General features: G+C 40.8%; 23 protein-coding genes. 12 read left to right on the top strand and 11 right to left on the bottom strand.

Annotation, left to right across the window (positions count from 1 at the left end; genetic code table 11):
- Positions 1 to 199: 199 nt before the first annotated feature.
- Entirely contained in the window at positions 200 to 892 is a 693-nt protein-coding gene (locus tag QZ576_RS01005; protein ID WP_297093491.1) for a head GIN domain-containing protein, read from the bottom strand.
- Between the two features lie 116 nt (positions 893 to 1,008).
- Positions 1,009 to 1,596, bottom strand: coding sequence for a hypothetical protein (locus QZ576_RS01000; protein WP_297093489.1), 588 nt, complete (start codon positions 1,594 to 1,596; stop codon positions 1,009 to 1,011).
- 71 nt (positions 1,597 to 1,667) lie between these two features.
- On the opposite strand from QZ576_RS01000, the gene QZ576_RS00995 reads away from it, so the two are divergent.
- Positions 1,668 to 2,822, top strand: coding sequence for an iron-containing alcohol dehydrogenase (locus QZ576_RS00995; RefSeq protein WP_297093486.1), 1,155 nt, complete (start codon positions 1,668 to 1,670; stop codon positions 2,820 to 2,822).
- A gap of 132 nt (positions 2,823 to 2,954) precedes the next feature.
- Here QZ576_RS00995 and QZ576_RS00990 read toward each other — a convergent pair whose 3' ends face one another.
- Positions 2,955 to 3,767: an aminotransferase class IV gene (locus tag QZ576_RS00990; RefSeq protein WP_297093484.1), complete on the bottom strand. Its 813-nt coding sequence runs from the start codon at positions 3,765 to 3,767 to the stop codon at positions 2,955 to 2,957.
- A 48-nt stretch (positions 3,768 to 3,815) separates the two neighbouring features.
- Here QZ576_RS00990 and QZ576_RS00985 point away from each other — a divergent pair, with 48 nt between their 5' ends.
- Positions 3,816 to 4,391 (top strand): hypothetical protein, encoded by a 576-nt coding sequence (locus QZ576_RS00985; protein WP_297093482.1) that lies wholly within the window; start codon positions 3,816 to 3,818, stop codon positions 4,389 to 4,391.
- Here the strand turns inward: QZ576_RS00985 and QZ576_RS00980 are convergent.
- From QZ576_RS00980 to QZ576_RS00965, 4 genes are all read right to left on the bottom strand, one after another.
- Positions 4,388 to 5,110 carry a LytTR family DNA-binding domain-containing protein gene (locus tag QZ576_RS00980; protein ID WP_297093480.1) on the bottom strand — a complete coding sequence of 241 codons (723 nt, stop codon included), beginning with the start codon at positions 5,108 to 5,110 and terminating at the stop codon, positions 4,388 to 4,390. The two genes, QZ576_RS00985 and QZ576_RS00980, sit on opposite strands and share 4 nt — an antisense overlap.
- Before the next feature lie 106 nt (positions 5,111 to 5,216).
- A complete protein-coding gene (locus QZ576_RS00975) occupies positions 5,217 to 6,254 on the bottom strand; it encodes a histidine kinase (protein ID WP_297093478.1) in 1,038 nt (345 codons plus the stop codon).
- Entirely contained in the window at positions 6,226 to 7,317 is a 1,092-nt protein-coding gene (locus QZ576_RS00970) for a sensor histidine kinase (protein WP_297093476.1), read from the bottom strand. The genes QZ576_RS00975 and QZ576_RS00970 overlap by 29 nt, the downstream gene beginning before the upstream one ends.
- A gap of 340 nt (positions 7,318 to 7,657) precedes the next feature.
- Positions 7,658 to 8,155 carry a hypothetical protein gene (locus tag QZ576_RS00965; RefSeq protein ID WP_297093474.1) on the bottom strand — a complete coding sequence of 166 codons (498 nt, stop codon included), beginning with the start codon at positions 8,153 to 8,155 and terminating at the stop codon, positions 7,658 to 7,660.
- A gap of 268 nt (positions 8,156 to 8,423) precedes the next feature.
- Between QZ576_RS00965 and QZ576_RS00960 the strand changes: the two genes are divergently transcribed.
- The 7 genes from QZ576_RS00960 to QZ576_RS00930 all read left to right on the top strand — a co-directional run bounded on the left by QZ576_RS00960 (position 8,424) and on the right by QZ576_RS00930 (position 16,456).
- The gene (locus QZ576_RS00960; RefSeq protein ID WP_297093472.1) at positions 8,424 to 8,894 is read left to right on the top strand and encodes a hypothetical protein; all 471 of its coding nucleotides are present in this window, start codon (positions 8,424 to 8,426) and stop codon (positions 8,892 to 8,894) included.
- Between the two features lie 105 nt (positions 8,895 to 8,999).
- Positions 9,000 to 10,418: an SDR family oxidoreductase gene (locus tag QZ576_RS00955; RefSeq protein WP_297093471.1), complete on the top strand. Its 1,419-nt coding sequence runs from the start codon at positions 9,000 to 9,002 to the stop codon at positions 10,416 to 10,418.
- Between the two features lie 29 nt (positions 10,419 to 10,447).
- The gene (locus QZ576_RS00950; protein ID WP_297093468.1) at positions 10,448 to 11,728 is read left to right on the top strand and encodes a deoxyribodipyrimidine photo-lyase; all 1,281 of its coding nucleotides are present in this window, start codon (positions 10,448 to 10,450) and stop codon (positions 11,726 to 11,728) included.
- Between the two features lie 299 nt (positions 11,729 to 12,027).
- Positions 12,028 to 12,957 (top strand): hypothetical protein, encoded by a 930-nt coding sequence (locus tag QZ576_RS00945; RefSeq protein ID WP_297093466.1) that lies wholly within the window; start codon positions 12,028 to 12,030, stop codon positions 12,955 to 12,957.
- Between the two features lie 123 nt (positions 12,958 to 13,080).
- On the top strand, positions 13,081 to 13,596 hold the full coding sequence (locus QZ576_RS00940) for a DUF5362 family protein (RefSeq protein WP_297093464.1): 516 nt from the start codon (positions 13,081 to 13,083) through the stop codon (positions 13,594 to 13,596).
- A 177-nt stretch (positions 13,597 to 13,773) separates the two neighbouring features.
- Positions 13,774 to 15,459: an energy-dependent translational throttle protein EttA gene (gene ettA, locus QZ576_RS00935; RefSeq protein WP_297093462.1), complete on the top strand. Its 1,686-nt coding sequence runs from the start codon at positions 13,774 to 13,776 to the stop codon at positions 15,457 to 15,459.
- Between the two features lie 244 nt (positions 15,460 to 15,703).
- Positions 15,704 to 16,456, top strand: a complete 753-nt coding sequence (locus tag QZ576_RS00930) for a hypothetical protein (protein ID WP_297093460.1) — start codon at positions 15,704 to 15,706, stop codon at positions 16,454 to 16,456.
- A gap of 263 nt (positions 16,457 to 16,719) precedes the next feature.
- Here QZ576_RS00930 and QZ576_RS00925 read toward each other — a convergent pair whose 3' ends face one another.
- Entirely contained in the window at positions 16,720 to 17,856 is a 1,137-nt protein-coding gene (locus tag QZ576_RS00925; RefSeq protein WP_297093458.1) for a cellulase family glycosylhydrolase, read from the bottom strand.
- A 354-nt stretch (positions 17,857 to 18,210) separates the two neighbouring features.
- Between QZ576_RS00925 and QZ576_RS00920 the strand changes: the two genes are divergently transcribed.
- Entirely contained in the window at positions 18,211 to 19,083 is an 873-nt protein-coding gene (locus QZ576_RS00920) for a PIG-L deacetylase family protein (RefSeq protein ID WP_297093456.1), read from the top strand.
- A gap of 15 nt (positions 19,084 to 19,098) precedes the next feature.
- Here QZ576_RS00920 and QZ576_RS00915 read toward each other — a convergent pair whose 3' ends face one another.
- The 3 genes from QZ576_RS00915 to QZ576_RS00905 all read right to left on the bottom strand — a co-directional run bounded on the left by QZ576_RS00915 (position 19,099) and on the right by QZ576_RS00905 (position 21,789).
- Positions 19,099 to 20,139: a nuclear transport factor 2 family protein gene (locus QZ576_RS00915; RefSeq protein ID WP_297093454.1), complete on the bottom strand. Its 1,041-nt coding sequence runs from the start codon at positions 20,137 to 20,139 to the stop codon at positions 19,099 to 19,101.
- A gap of 246 nt (positions 20,140 to 20,385) precedes the next feature.
- Positions 20,386 to 20,577, bottom strand: coding sequence for a cold-shock protein (locus QZ576_RS00910; protein WP_038563374.1), 192 nt, complete (start codon positions 20,575 to 20,577; stop codon positions 20,386 to 20,388).
- A 48-nt stretch (positions 20,578 to 20,625) separates the two neighbouring features.
- Positions 20,626 to 21,789 (bottom strand): DEAD/DEAH box helicase, encoded by a 1,164-nt coding sequence (locus tag QZ576_RS00905; RefSeq protein WP_297093450.1) that lies wholly within the window; start codon positions 21,787 to 21,789, stop codon positions 20,626 to 20,628.
- A gap of 769 nt (positions 21,790 to 22,558) precedes the next feature.
- On the opposite strand from QZ576_RS00905, the gene QZ576_RS00900 reads away from it, so the two are divergent.
- Complete coding sequence (locus QZ576_RS00900; RefSeq protein ID WP_297093448.1) at positions 22,559 to 23,134, top strand: Crp/Fnr family transcriptional regulator; 576 nt, start codon at positions 22,559 to 22,561, stop codon at positions 23,132 to 23,134.
- Positions 23,135 to 23,209: 75 nt separating this feature from the next.
- Complete coding sequence (locus QZ576_RS00895; RefSeq protein ID WP_297093446.1) at positions 23,210 to 24,112, top strand: alpha/beta hydrolase; 903 nt, start codon at positions 23,210 to 23,212, stop codon at positions 24,110 to 24,112.
- The last annotated feature ends 53 nt before the right edge of the window (positions 24,113 to 24,165 follow it).

Below are 24,165 nucleotides of genomic sequence, written 5' to 3'. Positions count from 1 at the left end.
AAATAAACATATTTAATGTGCTCGGGCAATGATTTTTAACCAAAAACCAGAAATATGGTTCAAATCAAAATTGCAGCAAATAGGTTTGATGCCACATTCCTTCAAAAGAAAAAGGCTACCCAATGATAGCCTTTTATAAACCTAAACCAAACCTAAGAAAATCTGTACCTTTTGTAGTAGTAGGTACGAGTAGTATATTTTAATCTCTTTTTACACTTCCAAGCCCTTCAATATCGCGGGTAACTTTTGGATTTCCGGTGTAGCGAACTTTGCCAACGCCCTCTATTTTAGCGTACAATGTTTCAACGGCATGTACCGATCCGGTGCCAACTCCTTCAATTTTAAAAGTGGCGTCGTTCACTCGAAGATCTTCTGCATCAACATGTCCGGCTCCAGAGAGTTTTACATCCAATTTTTCAGCAACTCCCTTCAACTGAACCAGCACACCACCTTCGCCAACCAGCTCAATATCTGCAGCTTTTACTTCCAAATCTATCTTTGCTCCACCTTCAACTTGCACGTAAAGATCATTCAAATCGAGGTAACCATCGGTACTTAAATTTAAACCGCCCTGTACTTTAATCTCATCCAGGTTTTTAAAAGTGACATACAAATGAATGCGCTCGTAATTAATAAAATCGCGATCTACAACCACACGCAATTCGTCGCTCCAGTTGTCAACATCCAGTTCATCAAAAACATCACCATCGGGAGTTTTTACCGTTAATGCACTCTCGTTGCCCTGCGTTAAAAACACTTTATAACTGCCTTCCAGATAAATGGCCAAAAAGTTATCGATATCGTACCGGCGAGAATCCCAGTCGTCGTCGTTTTGTGCCGACAGGTTAACAACAAATAATATTGAAAAGGTAAAAAGGAGTAATGCTTTCATGCTTCATTGTTTTTATAACAATTCAAAAGTAGGATTTCAGAGGTTGATATTCATTTTTATTTCGATGAATGCGTGCTTTTTCTAGATAAATGGAAGATTTAAGAACAGCTTCGGTTTTATTCCCGGGCATTTTTCAGCATAAAAACCAGGCCATAAAAGATTAAACCGGCAAGAACCAAAACGAGGAAAAAATCCATAAAAATATAGGTCTGCGATGAAATGAGCCGGTAAAAAATGTACAAAGCTCCATGAATAGTTCCTGCCATTAAACTTCTTACAAAAAGCACATGAAACACTTTTATGAGCTGTGAAGAACAAAACAACCACAACAATCCAAAAAGCAAGATCCCCGCTCCCTCCCAACGGTTTCCGGTTTTCATTTCAATTAAACCAAAAACTACTGGAAGCACGGAACAAATAACCAAACTGCGCGCAATACTCCTTCTGATCTTTATTCGGTTTCGGTCTCTTTTGATTTTAGGAAACAGCGAAAACGGAATTTCTTCGCATCGGTATTCTTCAGAAAAAAGATCCTGCTCGGAATGAATGATTCCACGTTTCAAAGCTTCCTGAATAGCTAACTGTGCAGCTTCCGGCTGATAGTGGTCGCGCAATTTCAGCACCTCCTTTAGCTGTTCGTCGGAATAATTCGGAATATCTTCCCTGAAATCAACCTCGCTTTTCGAATATCTTTTCTTCCACATTTTATATCTTTGAAAACCGAACAGGCACCCCCTGTTTCAGATGACTGTTGAAATAACCAAAAATAAATTTCATGTACAATTTTGAATTCAGAAATCCGGTTAAAATTCTTTTTGGAAAAGAATCGATTTCGAAACTTTCCGGTGAAATTCCGGCTGATGCGAATATTTTAATGATTTACGGTGGCGGAAGCATAAAACGCACCGGTGTTTACGACCAGGTAATGGCAGCCTTGAAAGGTTGCACCGTTGCAGAGTTTAGCGGAATTGAGGCCAACCCTCATTACGAAACCTGTATGAAAGCCGTGGAAGTGGTAAAAGAAAAAAATATCGATTTTCTGCTGGCAGTAGGCGGAGGTTCGGTGCTTGATGCCACCAAATTTATTGCCACTGCCGCTTTGTACGAAAACGGCGATCCGTGGGATATTCTGGCAGCAGGCGTACCCGTTGAAAAAGCGTTGCCGCTGGGAGCTGTTTTAACATTGCCGGCAACAGGTTCGGAGATGAACGGTAACTCAGTGATTACACGTGCCGAAACGCAGGAGAAAAAAGCTTTTGGCTCGCCACTGGTAATGCCGCTGTTTTCGGTGCTCGATCCGGAATGTGTTTTCACCTTGCCCGACCGCCAGGTTGCCAACGGTGTTGTTGATGCCTTTGTGCACGTAATGGAGCAATACCTGACTTTTAAAGTGAATTCGCCTCTACAAGACAGGCTGGCTGAAAGTATTCTGACCACGCTCGTTGAGGAAGGCCCGAAGGTTTTGGCCGATCGTAAAAACTACGATGCTGCTGCCAATTTTATGTGGTGTGCTACAATGGCATTGAACGGAATGATTGCCGTTGGTGTGCCGCAAGACTGGTCGACACACGTTATTGGCCACGAATTAACTGCTTTCCACGGAATAGACCACGGGCGCACACTCGCCATTGTTTTGCCGGGCGTGATGAACATTAAACGTGACAACAAAAAAGAAAAGATCTTACAATATGGTGAACGTATTTGGGGAATTACAGCTGGTAACGAGGATGAACGAATCGACGCCATTATTGCGCGAACAGTTGAGTTCTTCGAATCGTTAGGCGTACCATGTCGCTTGCCGGATTACGATGTTCCGGAATCGAGTATTGCGAAAATTGTAGAGCGCTTTAAACAAAGCGAAGCCAAAATTGGCGAGAAACAGGATATGGATTATGTTGAGATTGAAAAGATTTTAAGAGATAGACTTTAATAACGAATTTTGATTTTCGATTGACAAGAATGAAATTGCAGATTCTGTTGTGATTCACTTCGACATTCAGCATTCGTTAATCAGCATTCGAAATTCAAAAACTATTGATCAGGGATCCGATCCTTTTTTTAATTAACTGGATCGGATCCTTCTGTTTATATCTTCCTGAATGATTTTATCGTATTCATTCATCAAACTTCGTAATACTTTATTGTCGGTATTGAAAGAATACCCGTCCACTTCTTTTATCGGAAGTATTTTGGGCGAAGTACCGGTTATAAATGCAGCATCAAAATCAGTAAGCTCATCCAAATGTATTTCTGCCTCCTTTACTTGCAGATTAAGTCGGCTGGCACAAACAAGCGTTTTCTGACGTGTAATGCCCAGCAAAACCTGTTTACCCGGAGGAGTAATTATTTTGTCTCCTTTTATAAAAAACACATTGCTTCGGCTTCCCTCGGTTATTCGCTGTTCATGATCAACCAACAATACTTCGTAAAAACCTAAGGTTTCCATCAATCGGTTGGCCTGTTTGCGCACTTCGGTTTGAAAAACTTTGGCATTGGGATTCATACGCTCAGCGTGTAACAAACCGCAGCGAATTCCATTTTTGTACTGTTCATCCGAAGGATAATTATGCGCGATAAAAAAAGCTTTCAGATTGGTTTTACACGAAATCAGAATGTTCCCCTCATCCACCTCGTTTCTTACGATCAACTGATTCAGAATTGCCTCTAACTGCGCGCAACTGTACCGAACTTCTTTCCCGGCCAGTTCAGCTGATAAATGCATACGTTGCAGATGCTCATCCAAAAACAGTGGAATTCCGTTTACAACGCGTAAAACTTCGTAGATTCCGCCTTCGTTTTCGGCCGGCACAAAAGTGGAAACCGGCAAAATCCGGTCGTTAAAAACAAAATATTTATGGAGTGGATAAAGTGCCATCTGTTTCTTTTGTGGTAAATTTATTGAAATGTTTCAAAAGCAATTCAAATGCCGCCTGAAATTCCGCTACCGGTCCAATATAATCCTTACAAACATCACTTTCGTTTTTTGCTGAACGAACTTAAAGAATGGCAAAACGGCGATTGGAACATTACCGAAAAAACAATGCTTTCAATCGGTAATAATCTCATCGATTTTTACCTCGGGGAATTGACGCCGGAGCAGGTTTGTAAAGCAAGCCTCAACTATTTCGAAACAAGAAATATAAGCGCCAAAACCGCTTTTAACAACTGGATGGGAAATGCGGAGTGGAAGAAAATTACCTTACCCGACGAATCAAAATGGCTGATAAAACACGGCAATCAGCCCGACCGTTATATCCACATTCATCCGGCAAAGTTTTCGAAACACACCATTCGGGTTCGTGCCACCACCCTAAAAACGGTATTGACTTTATGTGTACACAAAGTACCTATTCTGAATGATGCGGAACAAAATCTTAAATCGGTTAACGAACAGCGAATTTCGTATCTGCAACTTTCGCCAATAAAATCGTTGGATGAAGAAGATTCGGGAATCTTAAAACTGTGGCAACTATTTGTGAACGCCGGAGCAATTGCTTAACCCTGAAGTTGCAGAACCTCGAGCACTGCATTTTTATAACTCCGCCCGATCGGTAATTCTTTTCCCGGAACTTCGATGCTGGTCGAGGTAAATGCTTCGATTTTCGACAGTGACACAATAAACGATTTATGAATTCGCATAAAACCACTGTCGGGTAATTTTTCCGACATGTGAGTCATGCTGGTTTTTGTGATGATCTTTTTCTCGGTGGTGTAAATCTGCACGTATTCGCTCAAACCCTCAACGTAAAGAATTTCGTTTAAATGCACTTTCAAAACCTTTTTATTCTCCTTCACATAAATAAAGGCTTCATCGGTATTTCCGTTGGTGGAAGCGATGGGCTGCGACGTCGGAACATCGTCCTGAACCGACTGGTAATATTTATTCACCGATTTTAGGAAACGCTCGAACGTAATCGGCTTCAGTAGAAAATCGACCACATCCAACTCAAAACCTTCAAGGGCGTACTCGCGATAGGCGGTTGTAATTATAACTTTTGGTGGATTTTTTAATGTTCGCAGAAATTCGATTCCTGTTATCTGGGGCATCTGAATGTCCATAAACATCAGATCGATTTTGTGATTGTGAAGTTCCTGCAGGGCTTTCATGGCGTCGCCACATTCGGCACAAATTTCAAAATTATCTAGTTTTTCAATGTGAGAGCGCATCAAGTCACGTGCGAGAGGCTCATCATCGATAATGAGGCACTTAGTTTTCATGGTAATACGGAATTAGCTTTTGTTTTCTGTTTAATCCGAAGCACACGCTTCAGTCTGTTTTCAATCTGTTATTAAAATAGTACGAGAAATAGGAATAGTGTTACACTTACGGGTAAATTTCTATACTAAATTCTCTAAAATTGTCATCAATGTTCTCCACCAACCTGTGTTTGCCCGGGTAATTATAGTGCAAACGCCGATAGGTAATTTTATTGTCTTCATTGTCAGCTATCTTAAAACTGTTTTCGCTCCAAAATGTAAACGAAAACAGCAAATACTTTCGCTCCGCTTTTATAATGACTGTACTTTCATACTTTTCGTTACACTCGTAGGCCATTTTTATTGCAGAATTTATAAACGGAAGCAGCAAAAGTGGCGGAACAACATACGATTTCAGGTTGCCGCTAACAATAAAATTACTGCTTAGCCGCTCGCCCAAAGCATGGTTATGAATGGTCATAAACTCCTCCAGCAACTTTACTTCCAGCTCCATCGGTATCAGTTCTTCTTTTCCTTCGTAAAGAAAACGATTGAGGAAATTCGAAATATTAATGATCATTTCCGGGGCCGTTTCTTCCTTTTTTAACGACTGAACTTCCAGCTCCTCTATCAGTTCCAAAACAATGCGGGGTTGTAACTGATACCGATAAATCTCCAGTTCGGTCTCGAGCTTCGATCGCAGTAACTCTTCTTTCTGGTATTCGGCCCGATACCACGAGCTACCGGCTTTTATGGCCAGAAATACCAAAATAATGTAATGATTACCAACGCCGCTGATCACTATATTTTTAAGGTTCAGGAATCCTGAATGAAACATTCTGCTTTTATCGATAAGATAAAAAACCAGGTAGTTGCTCACCAGTAATTCGATGACCGAAAATACGATGAGTAAAACGAGAATTCCTGCCGCAAACAACAAATAACGCCCCTGGAAAAATGTTTTGGGTAAGAGCCAATAAGCGATTAAATAGGTGTGTGAAACAAAAACAGGCAAAGTAATCAAGTAATACATCAGCCAAACATGTAACGAACCAATTCCTTCATTCAAAGTTTGAATAAAGGTGAACGATATTACCCATGCCAACCAAAAGATGACATGCAAAATGTAATTCCGCTTAGCGATATGTAATATGCCTGTCTTCATGCTTATTTTTTAACTCTAAACGCACTTTAAAACGGTCGCCCAAATCTTTTACTTTTAGGTTGTAGCCTTGTCCGTCGTAGATTATATTCAAGCGTCTTTTTAATCCACTGTAGCCACTTCCCCGTTCAATTTCTTTTGTTTTTTTCTGCAGTCCTTCGGGTTTACTGTTTTCGGTTTCTATAATTATTTTTTCATCGCTTGCTTGCACCAAAATAGTAATCCACGGTGCGCCGGCATCCAGACTGCTGCCGTGTTTAAAACTGTTTTCAACCAACAGAAATAGTACCATTGGAGGAATTTGAGCCGCGCTTAGATCGCCCTCGGTGCTGTAACTTACTTTCAACCGTTTCCCGTAACGCAATTTTTCCAGCTGAAGGTAATTTTCAACCAGTTCCACTTCATCTTTTAGCGTTACAAATTCTTTCAGGCTTTCGTTAATAATATAGGTGAGCACAATTTTCATGCGACTGATTACCTCGTTGGTTTTTCCGGGATTAAGCAACGACAGCGCATAAAGATTATTAATGGTGTTAAACATGAAATGCGGGTCGAACTGCGACTGCAAAAGTGTTGTTTGTGCTTTCCGGTGCTGCTGTTCCAGTTTTTTTCTGAGGTTCTCGGTCAGGATATAATCTTTCACATATTTGGCAATACAAAACAAGGCCACAATAAAGGTCATGTCTTTTGTATTCATCACAATTAAACGGAGGTTAAAAGCACCGTTTCCGGATATATTTTCGGGGGCAATTGAGGCGTAAAAAATATAATCGGAGAACAATAATTTTAATGCCGACAAGCCAATTCCCACTAGCAAAAAGACAATGATAAACCAAAGCGGTTTGGCTTTTAACAACAGTTCGGGAACCAATAGAAAAATGGTGATGTAGGCATAGCCAAAAAAGAAAAAGGCATTGCCAAGTGTTATTCCGAAAATGTGGAGCAGGCTATCGTTTTCGCTTTGAACAAATAAAATACCTGTAAACAATACCACGGTAATTACAAAGAATAAAATATGCCTTGTTCCCCGGTAAAGCACACTGTTATTGTACAACAATTTGTTCATTCCGTTAACTCCCCTATCATAAAGGTAACAACATTTATAAGAGCTCTTCGGAGATTAACACAAGACGACAGGCAAAAAGCTGTCGTTGGCTGACAGAAATTATCATTTTGCAGCAAAAAAACTTCCATTCATTGAAAAGCCCTGCGTTGCAACAACGCAGGGCCTTCGAGCCAAGTACTCACTAATTTTATATTACCCTTTCAAAATTTACTCGCTCTATGTTTTCAATGGTTTCTGTTTTTTGTTCTTTTCTTTTTGAGAGAAAAAACCCCCGCCCCTCTGGCGGGGATTATCTTTTCATACTTCTATGAAAAAAATTGCGCTGTACTTAAAATTCGTTTTAAAAACTGGCTTGATATTCGTCTTTCACCAAATCAGGGAAATAACATGCGATCAAACCCAGTAAATCGTCTTGCGATTTTTTGTTCTGGCAAATTACCCGTTGTGAGTAATAGGCAACTCTGTCCAGTTTCAATTCCATTTCTTCTTTTGGTAACTCCTGGAAGCGAGGCTCCATTTTCTTAACCCCAAAAACATGGTTTCTGCAGGCGTATTCAATTTCAAACTCGTCGGTACGAACAATAAATGTTGTACATTTTTTTCCGTCCTCGCACAAAACGCCAATTCGTATCGGAGCGTTGGTGTTTTCGTATGTTAACTCGTAAGTTTCCAATAGCTGATCGGCGTAAACCATCGGCGTGCTTGAATTTACGATTGTATAGCTACCAAATTCGGTGAGTGAGTTTCCGGTCATCGCCTTTCCGTCTTTAATTTTTGCGGTGGCTCCCATGCTTAAAATTGCAATGCAAATGCTTAATAGAACTAGTTTTGTTTTCATCGTTGTACTGTTTTAATTGTTTTTACACTTCAAATTTATGTAACTACTTGATGCAATGCTTTTTAATTCAGCATTCAGTAAATAACCGCCAACCAACGTCAGGTTTTATTCTGCAAAATTCGTTAACTGTTATTCACCTGCATTCTTTTACAGTTACCCCTAAATTTGTGCAGTTGGCTGTTCTACCAAATCGCCAAATACCAATCTTTAATAAAAGTTTTAGCTTGTGTTTCGCTGAAACAGAAAGTTTTATTTTAATTTGCAGGCTATGGAAATTGCTTCGCTGAGCAACATAAAAAAGGAACTGAAGAACCTGCCGCCCGAGGTTTTGCAAGATGTAATAACACGGCTGGCCAAGTATAAAAAAGACAATAAAGAACTGCTGAGTTATCTGTTGTTTGAGGCGTATAACGAAGATGAATACATCAGGCAGGTAAAGGAAGAGATCGACCTGGAATTTATGAGCCTGAACCGAAGCAGCTTTTACCTGGCCAAAAAAACAATTCGGAAAGTTTTAAAAACCACCAAAAAACATATTCGTTTTTCGGGTAAAAAAGAAACGGAAATTGAATTGCTGATGTATTTCTGCAAAAAACTAAAAGACTCGCGCCTTAATTATAAACGCAGCCGGGTTGTGTTTAACATGTACTTGAACCAGGTAAAACGTATACAAAAAGTAATTTCCATGCTTCACGAAGATTTGCAATACGATTACCGCGAAGAACTGGAAGCCCTCTAAATCTGCAATCATTATTCATTCCGAAAACACTCTCTCGAACATCCTAAACGATAATACGTTACTGTGTTAAGGTTTATAAACGGTATTGTTTAGATCATTTACGCCATGCGAATTCTTTTAACCGGGGCTACCGGCTACATAGGAAAAAGATTGTTGCCTGTTTTGTTACACAAAGGGCACCATGTAACTTGTGTTGTGCGCGACAAACAACGTGCAGTATTTGGCGATACCATTGAAAAATCGATTGACATTATTGAGGCCGACTTGCTGAATAAAGAAAGCCTGCATAAAATACCTGAAGACATAGACATTGCCTATTATTTGGTGCATAGCATGTCCGACTCGCGCCAATACGCAGAACAGGAAAAATTATCGGCCATAAACTTCAGAGAGCGAATAAATAAAACCACAGCGAAACAGGTTATTTATTTAAGTGGAATTGTTAACGACCAGTCCCTTTCCAAACACCTTAAATCGCGATTAAAAGTTGAACAGGAACTGGCGAAAGGCGATTATGCACTAACTACATTACGGGCAGGAATTATTATCGGATCAGGAAGTGCCTCATTTGAAATTATTCGCGACTTGGTTGAAAAACTGCCTGTAATGGTAGCACCAAAATGGCTGAAAACACGTTGCCAGCCCATTGCTATTTCCGATGTTATTCGTTTTCTGGAACTGTCGATAAACCACCCGGCGGTTTTCAACAAGAGTTTCGATATTGGAGGAAATGAGATTCTTACTTACAAAGAAATGCTGTTGCGGTTTGCTAAGGTAAGAGGCTTAAAACGCTGGATTTTGACAGTGCCCGTTATGACTCCCCGTTTATCGTCGTACTGGTTGTATTTTGTTACCTCCACCTCGTATAAACTGGCCACTTCGCTTGTCGACAGCATGCGGGTTGAAGTAATTGCGCGCAACGATGAGCTGACCCAACTTTTTAAGCTGCAATTGTTGAGCTACGAAGAAAGTCTGCAACGGGCTTTTGAAAAGATCGAACAGAATGAAATTATTTCGAGTTGGAAAGATTCATTTGTTAGCGGACAATTACACGGGCAGCTTTCGGATTATATAAATGTACCAAAGTACGGATGTTTAAATGATGTGCGCATTATGGAAGCGTCTTCGGAGGAGAATGCCATTGAAAAAATATGGCGGCTCGGTGGAAAAAACGGTTGGTATTACGGAAACCGGCTTTGGCAATTTCGAGGATTTATGGATAAACTGGCAGGTGGCGTTGGACTTCGCCGTGGCCGAACCCACACCGATACGATAAGCGCAGGTGATGCCATTGATTTTTGGCGGGTAATTTACGCCGGCAAAAAAGAAGGTCGTTTATTGCTTTATGCCGAAATGAAACTTCCGGGCGAGGTTTGGCTCGAATTCAAAATTCGGAATAACCAGCTTATTCAAACCGTCACTTTCAGGCCAAAAGGACTTTGGGGAAGGATTTACTGGTATATGTTTAAACCACTACGTTCATTTGTTTTTAAACGAATGATCTCGAATATTGTTAAATGCTGAAAACTTACATTTGTAGAAAGAAAATGAATATGATTAACATCGTTTGGTTACGACGCGATTTACGACTTACAGATAATACGGCACTGCAACAGGCACTGAGAAGTGATAACAAAACGGCGGTGCTTTTTATATTCGACACTAATATTCTGGATGAACTGGATAAAGACGACGCCCGCGTAACTTTTATTCATCAGCAACTTACTAAACTGGATGAAGAACTGCGTAAAATGAATTCGGGGCTGCTGGTTAAAACCGGCGAGCCATTAAAAATCTGGCAAGAACTGATTAGCGATTTAGAAATTGGCGAAGTACATTTTAACCGCGATTACGAGCCTTATGCCACCGAGCGCGATGTTCAGGTAAAGCAACTTCTGCTGAAAAACAACATTTCAGCATTCTCGCACAAAGACCAGGTAATTTTCGAGCCTCACGAAGTATTAAAAGGTGACGGAACGCCTTACACGGTTTTTACACCTTTCAAAAATAAGTGGCTCGAACATTTTGATCCGCAACAAATAAAAGTGGAAGAGAAACTAAAAACGGATGGTTTTGCTGCCATTGATTCATCGCTACCGACATTGGAAGAAATAGGTTTTCAAAAATCATCAATTGCTGTTGAAGACTATGATTTATCGGTAGTACCAAATTACAGTGAAACGCGCAACTTCCCGGCAATTCAAGGAACCAGCTATTTAAGTGTTCACCTGCGTTTTGGAACGGTAAGCATCCGGCAAATTGTGCTACAGGTTTATCAACAATCGCCCGATTTTCTGAGTGAACTGGTTTGGCGCGAGTTTTTTATGCAGATACTTTTCCATTTTCCACGTGTGGTAAACGAGAATTTCAGAGCCAAATACAACGGCATACAGTGGCGCAACAACGAAAAAGAATTTGAGCGCTGGTGCAAGGGAGAAACCGGTTACCCGATTGTTGATGCGGGAATGCGCGAGCTGAATAAAACCGGCTACATGCACAACCGTGTGCGGATGATTACTGCCAGCTTTTTGTGTAAACACCTGCTTGTCGACTGGCGTTGGGGTGAAGCCTATTTTGCCAAAAAGCTACTCGATTTTGAGCTTTCATCAAACAATGGCAACTGGCAATGGGCAGCAGGAACAGGTTGCGATGCGGCACCTTACTTCCGTGTTTTCAATCCAACGGAGCAGATAAAAAAGTTCGATAAAGAAATGCGTTACATCAAAAAATGGGTGCCCGAATTGCAGGAGTTATCCTACCCCGCTCCGATGGTCGACCATAAAATAGCCCGCAACCGGGCACTGGAAACCTACAAAAAAGGGATTGCTGAATAAATAAAAAACTGCGTTCTCTTTAATAAAGTGAACTGAGAGTAGAAAGAGATTCCTCGTTATGCTCGGAATGACATGGCTTATGGAAGGTCTGTTGGAGGAGGAGATATTTTGGCGGCAGAACCGCCAAAATATCTCCTCCTCCAACTTCATCCCCCTTATTTCCTGTCATTCTGAGCGTAATTGAATGAAGCGATAGAATCTCTATTATAAAAATTATTCTTAGCTGATAGCAGTAATAAGTATAACATAAAAAATTAGATGATTTTATTACCTTTAGCAACCAACTAAAAGAATCTGCGATGAACAAAAAACTTTATTTAATTGCCTTACTTGTATTCCCTTTTATCACTTTTGCGCAACAACTGGAAAATGTGCGATCAACACTCGAAATCTACAATACTGAAACCGATAAACGCGAAATAGTTCGCAGCGAAGAAGCGCATTTTGAAGCGCCAAACTGGAGCCGCGACGGAAATTTCCTGGTGATCAATCAGGAGGGTAAATTGTATAAAGTTGACTTGAAAACGAATAGCAAAACACTGATAAATACTGATTTTGCCGATCGCTGCAACAACGACCACGGCATTTCTTTCGACGGAAAATATTTGGCCATTAGTCATTTCGATCAATCGGGAGCACCCGAAGGAGCAGCTTACTACGGAGGCTCACGAATCTATGTGGTGCCAATTGAAGGCGGAACACCGAAAGCCGTTACACCGAATACACCGTCGTACTGGCACGGCTGGTCGCCCGATGGCAAACGACTGGCTTATTGTGCCGAACGCGATGGCGAATACGACGTGTACACGATTTCGGTTGACGGCGGCGAAGAAACCCGCTTAACTACTGAGGAAGGTCTCGATGATGGTCCTGATTATTCACCCGACGGCAAAACCATTTATTACAACTCGATGGCCTCAGGTAAAATGGACATCTGGCAAATGGATGTTGACGGTTCGAACAAAAAACAATTGACTAACGATGCATACTCCAACTGGTTTGCACACCCGTCTCCCGATGGAAGAAGTTTTGTATACATCAGTTATCACGAAGACCAGGGAAGTGGACACCCGGGGATGAAAGACGTTTCGTTGCGTTTGATGAACCTTGCCGACGGATCGATAAAAACATTGTGCTCGTTTACCGGCGGACAGGGAACTATTAACGTACCTTCGTGGTCGCCCGATGGCAGACGTTTTGCTTTTGTTACCTACGAGTACCTAAAATAACGTACACACCAAAACATGAATAGTTTTCAGCCCCACTTCAACTTAAGCTTTGCCTGATGGCGACAGCCGGGTGAAGCTTATTTCAAATTTTTAACGACAATCAAAATTACCAAACAATAAAAAATGGATACAGAAAATACCATTAACGAAGAAACACTTCCTACAGAGGACCAACCGCAAGTTAAATCGGAAACACTGGAACTTACAGAAGAAATAAACCAAAACCTGCACAGCGCCGGAAGATGGAGCCAGTTTTTGTCCATCCTAGGTTTTATTGGAACAGGATTTATGGTTTTAGCAGGAATTACAATGAGTATTGTTACAGCGTTTATTCCCAATCAAACAAATGTATTCCCTTTTTCAATGGCTTTATTTGGGCTTATTTACATCATCATTGCAGGAGTTTACTTCTTGCCGGTTTTCTATTTATACCGTTTTTCCAGCAGTATTAAACAAGCCGTGGCACTAAAAAAACAAGATCAGTTGTCCAATGCCTTCAATAACCTGCGTGCCCATTACAAAACCTTTGGCATTATCATGATCGTCTTTTTGTGTCTTTACCCGATTATGATCATTGGCATCGTTTTATTCGGCGTATTCTCAGGATTTGGAGCTGCAACACAGGGCATCCCGATGTAGTCAAAAAATCCGGTGCGGATTTGATTTTAGTTAGTAATTAGATTGATATAAATGTACAACCCGGTACGGGTTGGATAAAATTCGCCATTTAGGTAAGAAGTAGTCCTTTTAAGTAAAACTCCGGCTTATGATCTCTGCGCATTTTCTTACTTTTGCAGCAGAACAAAAACAAACAAAATGAGCGACGACAAGAAAATAATTTTTTCGATGTATAAGGTGAGTAAAACCTACCCACCCAACAAAACAGTAATCAAAGACATTTCGCTTTCGTTTTTCCTCGGAGCCAAAATCGGTATCATCGGTTTAAACGGATCGGGAAAATCTACCCTGCTTAAAATTATTGCCGGCCAGGACGAAGCCTACAATGGCGAACTGGTTTTTGCACCCGGTTATTCGGTAGGTTTGCTTGATCAGGAGCCACAACTTGACGAGAGCAAAACCGTTATCGACGTGGTAAAAGAAGGTACGCAGGAAACCGTTGACGTGCTGAATCGCTACGAAGAAATCAACCAGGAATTCGGATTACCTGAGGTTTATGAAAATCCGGATAAGATGGACGAGTTGATGAAGGAACAAGCCGAATTGCAGGAAAAAATGGATGCACTGGATGCCTGGAACCTCGATAGCAAACTCGAGCGTGCAATGGACGCCCTACAATGTCCGCCAAACGATCAGCCCATTAGCGAACTTTCGGGTGGTGAGCGCCGTCGTGTTGCTCTGTGTCGTTTGTTATTGCAGGAACCCGATGTACTGTTGCTCGATGAGCCTACCAACCACTTGGATGCCGAAAGTATTTTGTGGCTGGAAGCGCACCTCGATCAATATAAAGGAACGGTTATCTGCATCACGCACGACCGTTATTTCCTGGACAATGTTGCCGGTTGGATTCTGGAACTCGACCGTGGACAGGGAATTCCATGGAAAGGAAACTACACCTCGTGGCTGGAGCAAAAATCGAAACGTTTGGAGCAGGAAGAAAAAGGCAGCCAGAAACGCAAAAAGACACTCGAACGCGAGCTGGAATGGGTGCGTATGGCACCGAAAGCGCGTCATGCAAAAAGCAAGGCTCGTTTGAGTGCTTACGATAAAATGCTGAATGAAGACGCCAGACAGAAAGAGGAAAAACTGGAGATCTTTATTCCGAACGGTCCGCGACTTGGCGACAAAGTGGTTGAAATGGAAGGTGTGAAAAAAGGTTTTGGAGAAAAACTTTTATTCGAAGACCTGAGCTTTAAACTTCCACCGGCCGGAATTATTGGCGTAATCGGACCAAACGGTGCAGGAAAAACCACGCTGTTTAAACTGATCATGAAACAGCTGGAAGCCGACACCGGAAGCATCGACATTGGCGACACGGTAAAAGTGAGTTATGTGGACCAAACCCATGAAGCCATTAATCCGGAGAAAACAGTTTACGAAGTTATTTCGGGTGGAACAGAAACCATTATGCTGGGCAACAAACAAGCCAATGCCCGCGCTTATGTTGGCCGTTTTAATTTTAACGGAGCCGATCAGGAAAAGAAATGTGGCGTACTCTCGGGTGGAGAACGCAACCGACTTCACCTGGCGCTGGCATTAAAATCGGAAGGTAACTTGTTGCTGCTCGATGAGCCTACCAACGATATAGACGTAAATACACTGCGTGCACTGGAAGAAGGTCTGGATAACTTTGCCGGATGTGCTGTTGTAATTTCGCACGACCGCTGGTTCCTCGACCGCATTGCCACGCATATTCTGGCATTTGAAGGCGACGGTCATGTACATTTCTTCGAAGGTTCATTCTCTGAATACGAAGAAAACCGTAAAAAACGTATGGGCAACGAAACACCAAAACGTTTTAAATATAAAAAGCTGATGGCATAGGAAGCTCAGTGATTCTACATTTTTGTGAGCTTAGCGAAACGAAAATGCGAAGTATCACTAGTCCCGACCAACGCGTCGGGAACCGAAGTCGGGAGTCCGAAGTAAAGACTCGTTCTGTATGAATTCAAGAATTACAGAACGAGTCTTTTTTTATTCTGCTCATAAATAAAACACCAATTTGTATTTTTATTTTGTTTTCTTGTTGATTTGCCCTAACTTACTTAAGTAACTAAAAATAAACAAGATGAAAAGAATTGGCTTAGGATTGATCGTAATCCTTTTGGTTTGTACCATCCACACCACACAGGCACAGGAAAATAGTAAACAACTTTGGTATTGCTGGGAAGAAGAAGTGCATCCCGAGCATATAAACGAGTACTGGGAATACAGTAAAGAACTGGCCCAGTTGTGCAAAGACGAAAATTATAAATACGAATTTTATGCCTGGACAACCGGCGATTTTAAGTACCAGTATTGGCATCCGATCAATTCTCTGGCTGACATTGATGACCTGGAGAAAGGATGGGATAAGATTATGGAAAAGTTTGGTAAAGAAAAAACAGAAAAATGGGTAAAAACCATGAAATCGAATTATTCGAAAACCATTACCGAATATGCTGAATTAAGTATCATTCCGGAAGTTAACCGCATCCCCATGGACAGTGTAAACTACATGGGATTCCAGGAATTTTATGTAATTCCGGGGAAACAACAGGAATTTAGACAAATAATGAAAAAAGCTGTCGATTACATGAAATCAGAAGGACATAATGATATGTGGCGGGTTGCTTCAGGAGATCTGGGCTATAACGGACCTGTTTATATCGGTTGGTCATATGGGAAAAACCAGTTAGAATACCTGGAATACGACAATGAATTTTCGAAAAAATACGAGAAGTTCTTTGAGGACCTGAATAAAGACTTTGTTAAAGTCCTAAGAACAGTAAAAAGTTATGATTCCTGGTATTTACGGGATTTGAGTTATTCAAAGAACTAGGTTTCAGGACGACGCCAGGAGATTGAAGACTGAAATTAAGCCCCGTTTTGTATCTGTTTTTTTATACAAAACGGGGCTTTTATTTTGAAACTGGTTTTGCACCGTCCTTCAGGGCGGTGATTTCAGAGATAATATAAAAGGCTTTAGCATTTAACCGATAAAATTAATGGCTGAAGCCTTTTAGTATATTCACATTACGCTCACCGGGCTAAAGCCACGGTGCAAAAAAAGCAAAGCTGGCAACCAACAACCAGAGCTTCTCTTTAATACTTCTGCAACAACTCCAGCAACTTCCGGTCTAGCTTATGGCCGTGCCAGTCTTCGTATTCAATGTCTTTTCGTCCGGAATCGAGCAAACCAAAATCGCCTCTGAAATTCCATAAGGCAAAACCTATTTTGTTTTCAGCCAACACGCTAAGCACATCCCCGAACCAACTCAGAAAAACATCATGTGGTGTTTCGCGCCAACAGCCGCATTCGCCACAATGTACGCCTACCCCGTTTTTCACGGCATCGATCCACGGTTTGTAAAACTCTTCTATGGTTTCGCGATTAAAGGTCTGCCCGTCACTTTCACCAGGCCAGCTTGGCATTGGTGCATCATCCGGGTTTTCCCACACCCACGGAGCACGGTAATGCGACACATAATGCGGGTAATAGCCCCGGCAACTCTGACCGATTTCCAAATCAAAAATCTCTGGGATAACATCAGCCCCCACATTATTTCCGTCGGCTACCACCAAATGATTTGGATTATATTCACGGATGGTTTCAAACGCTGTTTTTGCCACTTTACGATACAAGGCACCAGGAATTGGCCCGCGCTGCGAAAACTGGTCGTTCATATCTTCGCGGGTGCAAGGTTCGTTCACCAAGTCGAAACTGATCTGCTTGTTGGAATACGAAGCAAATCGTTTTGCCCACATTCCCCAATGCGCATAAAAAGCTTCTTGTGCCTCATTGTCTTGCCACAGGTTGTAAGGCTCGTTAAAACCGGCATTCACACAAAATCCCGGTGCACGATGCAGGTTCAGACTTACATGCAATCCGTGTTTATTGGCCAAATCAACCACTTGCTGAATGCTGTCCACTTCACGCTCATCAAAATTCAAAACATCATCGGGCGTAATACTTTTCGAAGTATCATATTTGATATAACGCGGATATGCCATCGGAAATCGCACAAAATTAAATCCCCAGTCGGCCATCCATTTAAAATCCTCTTCGGTTGAGCCGTTTGAATTGCTTCCTTTTACAGGAGAAAAATAATCAAGCAGGTTAAATCCACGCCAATGTGGTAAGGCATTTGTAACTTGCGAACCGGAAGCAGACAAAGTCCCCGCCACACTCACTCCGGCAGTTACCAGCCCGGTAGTTTTTATAAAATTTCTTCGTTGCATAGTTGGTTTAAAATGGTTTTAATCTCAAAGATATCAGATTTTGTTAAATTCATTGTTGTTCGGTTTTGTTAAATCCGTTCACCACCTCACCGCTGTAAACGCGGTCCCCTTCCCGACGAAGAGTCGGGACAGGCTCTCCTGTCAGGGGGAGAAATTTAGGATTGAGAATATATTCTTTATGCCAAAAATGAATTGGAATACGATTATTTCTCCTCCTCAAAGGAGGAGTACATCCCGATTAACCGGGATGGGAGGTGGTTTTAATCATCCTCAAAAAATCAAGCGCTGCATTAACATCAGATTACCCAAAAAAAACATAACTTAGAAACCTAAACAGAACTAAACTACCTAATTATGAAAATCACATTTATCTTTATTCTAAGCTGCTTTTTGGCTTTTAGCACACACGCACAGAATTCAAAAATTAATGTTGTTGTAATTGGCGCCCACCCCGATGATGCTGATGTGGATGTTGGTGGCACCGCTTATCAGTTTGCGCAAATGGGTCACAATGTATTGTTTGTATCGCTGACCAATGGCGATGGCGGACATTTTAACAAGGGTGGCGGTGCACTGGCCAAAATACGGATTAACGAAGCTCAGGAAGCCGGTAAACGGATCGGCGTAACCTATAAAGTTTTAGATAATCACGACGCAGAGTTAATGCCAACACTTAAATTGCGTCACGATATCATCCGTATCATCCGAAACTGGAATGCCGATGTGGTAATAACGCACCGTCCGTATGATTACCACCCCGACCACAGGAATACTGCCATTGCTGTCCAAGATGCTGCTTTCCTGGTAACCGTGCCGAATGTGGCTCCCGATGTTCCGGCACTGAAAGTGAACCCGGTATTTTTGTATTCGCACGACAATTTCCAGAAACCGAATCCTTTTCAACCCGATATCGCTGTTGATATTTCAGCCGTATACGACAAAAAAGTGTATGGTATGGCTGCCCACGAATCGCAGTTCTTTGAGTGGTTGCCCTGGCTAAACGGACAGCTGGAAGACGTTCCCAAGAACGAACAAGACCGACTGGAGTGGCTGGGGAAAATGCGTTTAAATGCTCCCTCTCCTGCCATGCGCAAATCGCTGGCAAAATGGTACAACGCCGAAACCGCTGAAAAAGCAACAGCAGTTGAAGCCTTCGAAATCTGCGAATTTGGCCGTCATCCTTCTGATGAAGAGATACGAAAACTATTTCCGATGTTGGGAAAATAATAGTTAAATGTTCCTTTACTGCGGACTAACGTAATTGGGATCTACCACACTACGATAATACTCGCGAAAACCGATTACAGCCTCGTCAAGTCCGGGAACGCCCAACATAACATCGCCCTCGGTGTAGTAATCGCGGGAGTAATAAGTTTGTGTTGTTCCCTCAACAAACTTTACAATTGACATACCCGGAGCACTAAAAGCTGCTCCGTTAAATTCACCCGACATGGTCCAGGTTGCCATATAAATATCGTCGGCAATGGTTTCCTCCTCAAACACAGTATATAAGTCTGACGATCCGGCAAACAATCGCCCAAGGAACACGGCCATGGTATCGGGCCCATAAATATCGACTATAGGATCGTGATACTCGTAGTTACTCTCCAGGTAAGGAAGCACACTCATCCAGTTTTCAGCATTAATTTCTACCAATTGACGTCCCACAACAAGTTGATCATCGCTTAGCTCCTGCGAACTCATTTGGCTTTTTGCCATACTTACAGGTTCAGGTGGTGGTAGCGGGCACACGAAAGTTGGATCAACAGCACACCGATAGTACGTTCTGAATCCTACGATCGCCTCATCCAGACCAGGAATAGTCGTCATAATATCGCCCTCGGTATAATAATCTCGTTGATAATAAACCTGCGACGAATTCGACATAAACTTAAAGATAGAAATACCTTTTGCCTGATAAGGAACACCATTGAAATCTCCAGACATAGTCCAGGTTGCGGAATAAATATCATCCATGAGGGTTTCGTCCTCTACAATTGTAACGAGATTTGGAGACGCACCGATAATAAGCTGATTCAGGAATGCAGTCATATCCTGTATTCCATTAATGTCTACAATCGGATCATGGTACTCTACATCATCTGTGTAGTACGGAATTAATTCGGCTACATCATCTGCCGACATTTCGAGCAAAGCCCGCCCTATCTCCAGTCGTTCCTGCTCGAGTGAACCTTCGTTTGTATCTACATCTGAACACGCCTGGGGAATTAGAATTGCGATGATGCCAACGAGCATCGTCAATAGTTGAATAGACTTTTTCATGTTTGATCTCCTTATTATTGGTTAATTGTAATATATACTGCTATGTTCAACTCGCACCACTTATATTGCTGACGGCTAATACTCTGCAGTATCAATTCTTTCATAAGTTATGAAAAATGCAGATCATTTAAAACACCGGAAGTCAAATTTCAGAAGATTACAGACGGCAATAGAGCGTACTTTTTAAGCACAAAAAAAGGATTCCGGCAAAGCCAAAATCCTTTTAATTCGTATAGTGTTTTACTATTAAACAAGCTCAACATTCACGGCATTCTCGCCTTTTTTGCCCATTTCTTTGTTATACTTTACCTTGTCATTTTCGGTAATTTCATCAATCAAACCAGTGTGGTGAACAAAAATATCTTCACCTGTTTCGTTTGCTGTGATAAAACCATAACCTTTGTCGTTGTTAAAAAACTTTACTGTTCCTTCAATCATAATCGTAATCTTAAAAATTGTATTAATATATATGTGCTTGTTCGCTAATTAATTAACGAACGTATAAGCCATTCCTTTTTTTCCGGCGCGGCCGGTTCTTCCTATGCGGTGGATGTAACTATCCATTGTTTGCGGAAGTTGATAGTTGATAACATGGGTCACGCCATCCACATCAATACCACGGGCTGCCACATCGGTAGCTACTAAAACCCGCGTTTTACCCGTTTTAAACATGCGTATAGCTTTTGTGCGGTAGTTCTGTGATTTATTTCCGTGTATTACATCCGAATTGATGCCCACTTTGCGGAGCTGCTGACTTATTTTGTCGACATTCCGTTTTGTTTCGGCAAATAGAATTACCTTTTCAAAACCTTCGCCGCTTAATAAATTATGAAGCACCTGGAATTTATTCTCCTTTGCTCCAATCCTGATAATATCCTGCTCAACCGTATCGGCGGCATTATTTAAACTGCTTATGTTTATCCGTACCGGGTTTTGAACGAATTGCTTAATCAGATTTTGCTGTGCTTTTTCGTAGGTTGCAGAAAATAACATCGTCTGCTTACGGTTTTTCATCAGTGCAATAATCTTCTTAATGTCGTTAATGAAGCCCATATCAAGCATGCGGTCGAATTCGTCGAGCACCAATATCGGGGTGTTCCCCAGGCGTAATGTCCCTCTCGATGTTAAATCGTTTAAGCGTCCCGGAGTACCTACAATCAGGTTTTGTTTTCTCCGTGCTTTGCCCATGTCGGTGTTAACACTGGTTCCGCCAATAAAGCAGGCCGAAAACAGTTTGTGGCCCCTGGTTAACGATTTAAATTCATCTTCAACCTGCTGGGCAAGTTCGCGGGTTGGTACAACCACTAAACACGTGGTAGTGCTGTCGGCCAGCATTTTTTCGATTACCGGAATTAAAAAAGCGCCGGTTTTACCCGTTCCGGTAGCTGCAATGCCAATCATGTTACGGCCCGCAAGCAAGTCGTTTATCGATTTTTGTTGTATCTCGGTTGGATCCGTGTAGCCCTTCTGGCGGATATTGTTTTTTAAACTGTCGCTAAGCGGCATTTCGCTAAAGCTTTGTTCGGCTACAAAAGGAACCGTTTCAACGCTTACAGCCTGTTTTACCAGTAAATTTGGGTTTATAGTAGAAACGGCTTTCTTTCGTGGAGCGCGATTTCTGCTAATGTTTTTATATCTGTTATTATTCATGTATTCTTTAATTTATTATCCGGCCTATCCGGACAATCGTTTTTGTATTCATTATTATTTTTGGAATATGCTTCGGAAGGAAGTATTAACGCCCTAGCAGTTGGTGCTGCCCGGCTTAAACAATGGCTGCGGTGTTTTAATTTCCGCACATTGTACTGTCAATAAGGTGTTTTCTGAAACATTGTGGCCCAATAAACTTTTAAGAATATATAAAGGCCGGAGATTCAACATATTGCCAAAGTTATACTTACGACAATTGTTTTTTATGCTGTATAATTTGTTAACCTGCTTTAATGCTTTGTAATAAAGGGAAACGGGTGATGGTAAGTGTGATAATTTTTTAATAATTCAACTAATTAATTTCTATAATTTCAATTTCAGAGAAATAAGTAAAATTGAAACGTCTTCAGAAAATTATTGTGAACAATTAAACCTGGAACGGATACTGTTGTGCCTTTTTTAGTGGCAGAATATTTTACTAAACTGTGAACTGCTGAATAAAAATCAGCGATGCAAAGCTACTCAAATATTCCCAACCACCAAATTAATACGTATTTAGCCTGAAAATCGCTACCAAAATGCATCATTCTTGGCAATTAATTGATGTAGCAACAACCAATGTTAATTATTTGTGCCACACCGTTTATTGAGTTTGCTATATTATGTTTACATTTATTGAGCTAAAACTTTAAACCGTTGAATACGCACCCAAATAGAATATTTACACAAAAAGTTGGGTTCCACATACGTTAGCTGCAAGCTTAAAAGAATGAACGACATAGTAAAAAATATCATCAATAAGATTTCTCCTATTTCAGACAAATCATTTCTTGAAATTGAAAGATTACTTGAATTCGAAACTTATGCAAAAGGAGAAACCTTTATTTCAAAAAACAAACGTAATAACAATGAATATTTTGTATTAAATGGGATTTGTAAAAGCTATCTTATAAATCCGGAGGGGGAAGAAATAACCATTTCATTCTTTGTAGAAAATTCAATTCTGTCACCGCATTCAACAAGAGTTTCAAATAATAAATCAAGTTATTATTTCAAAGCATTAACAGAATTGGAAGTGGCTTCGATAAATGCCGTTGCGTTTGAAAAGTTGATGATTGATAACTTAGAAATCAGAAATTTCGGCAATGCTGTTTTATTTAAGGAATTACAATCAAAAGTTGAAAAAGAAATAGGATTAGCATCATTTACTGCAAAAGAAAGACTAATTGCGTTTCGTCAAAAGTATAAAGGATTAGAGAATTTAGTCCCACATACAGATATTGCTTCATATCTAGGGATTACAAATATATCATTGAGCAGATTAAGAAAAGATTTGTTAGAGTAGGTTCTTTTATCAATTGTTAATGGAAGTCACATAATCACCCCGTAATTTTGCTTTATAATTAGAAACAAAAAGGTTATGAAAGCAATGTTTTTACTTTTTCTATTAACGTCGACCGTTGCACACTCACAAAAGAAAGCGAAGGTAAAAAACGGGGATGCTAATTTAAATACTACAGTCTATTCGGATGACAAAACCGAAACGGTGCTCTTACTTCATGGAGGTCCCGGCGTACCAGATGAAATGCTCGAAGTTGTCGATATTCTTAAAAAAAAATATCGGGTAATTACATTTGAACAGAGGGGCGTTGGTGCTTCCTACTGTAAAAATTGTTCGTATACAATGGAAGACTATATTTCCGATATCGATGCAATACTTGAGAAATATGATATCACTAAAGTCCATCTTTTCGGACATTCGTGGGGTGGTTTATATGCTCAGATTTACGCCATTGAACGGCCTGAAAAAATAAAAAGTTTATTCTTATGCAGCACGAGTTCGGGAACTAACACTCTTTGGAAGAAAACCGAAAAGGAAGTCATGTCTTTTAATCGAAAAATGACATCTAACAAAGAATGGATAAATATGGGGTGGAACTCTTTTTTAGGAATGCTGGGAAGCGACAAAGCTTATGGAAAAGTGTTTAAACAAGTTCTGGAAAATTATTACAAAGATTATAGTGATTTAAAACTTGACAATGAGTTTTACACAAAAATACATTCCAAACCAATCAACAAAACACGAAAAGAAATAAGGAAATATAAATCGCTTAATGAAGTTATTAATCCACAATTTCCTATTTTAATTACCTATGGAGATAATGATATTTATGGTGAGAGTAAAGATGAGCTGCCAAAAAGGTTTCCAACTGCAACGATCACGACGATTAAGAATAGCGGACATATTCCGTGGAAACATAATTATGCTGTATTTGAGAAGATATTAGTTGATTTTTATAATATTGAAAAGCCAGCTGAATAAACAATCTTTACCACATTAAGAGTTGTAATTATTGGGAAAATTTAATACCAATG

The organism is uncultured Draconibacterium sp. (genome assembly GCF_913060805.1).
Taxonomy (GTDB): Bacteria; Bacteroidota; Bacteroidia; order Bacteroidales; family Prolixibacteraceae; genus Draconibacterium.
This window is presented reverse-complemented; position numbering and strand designations above follow the sequence as displayed.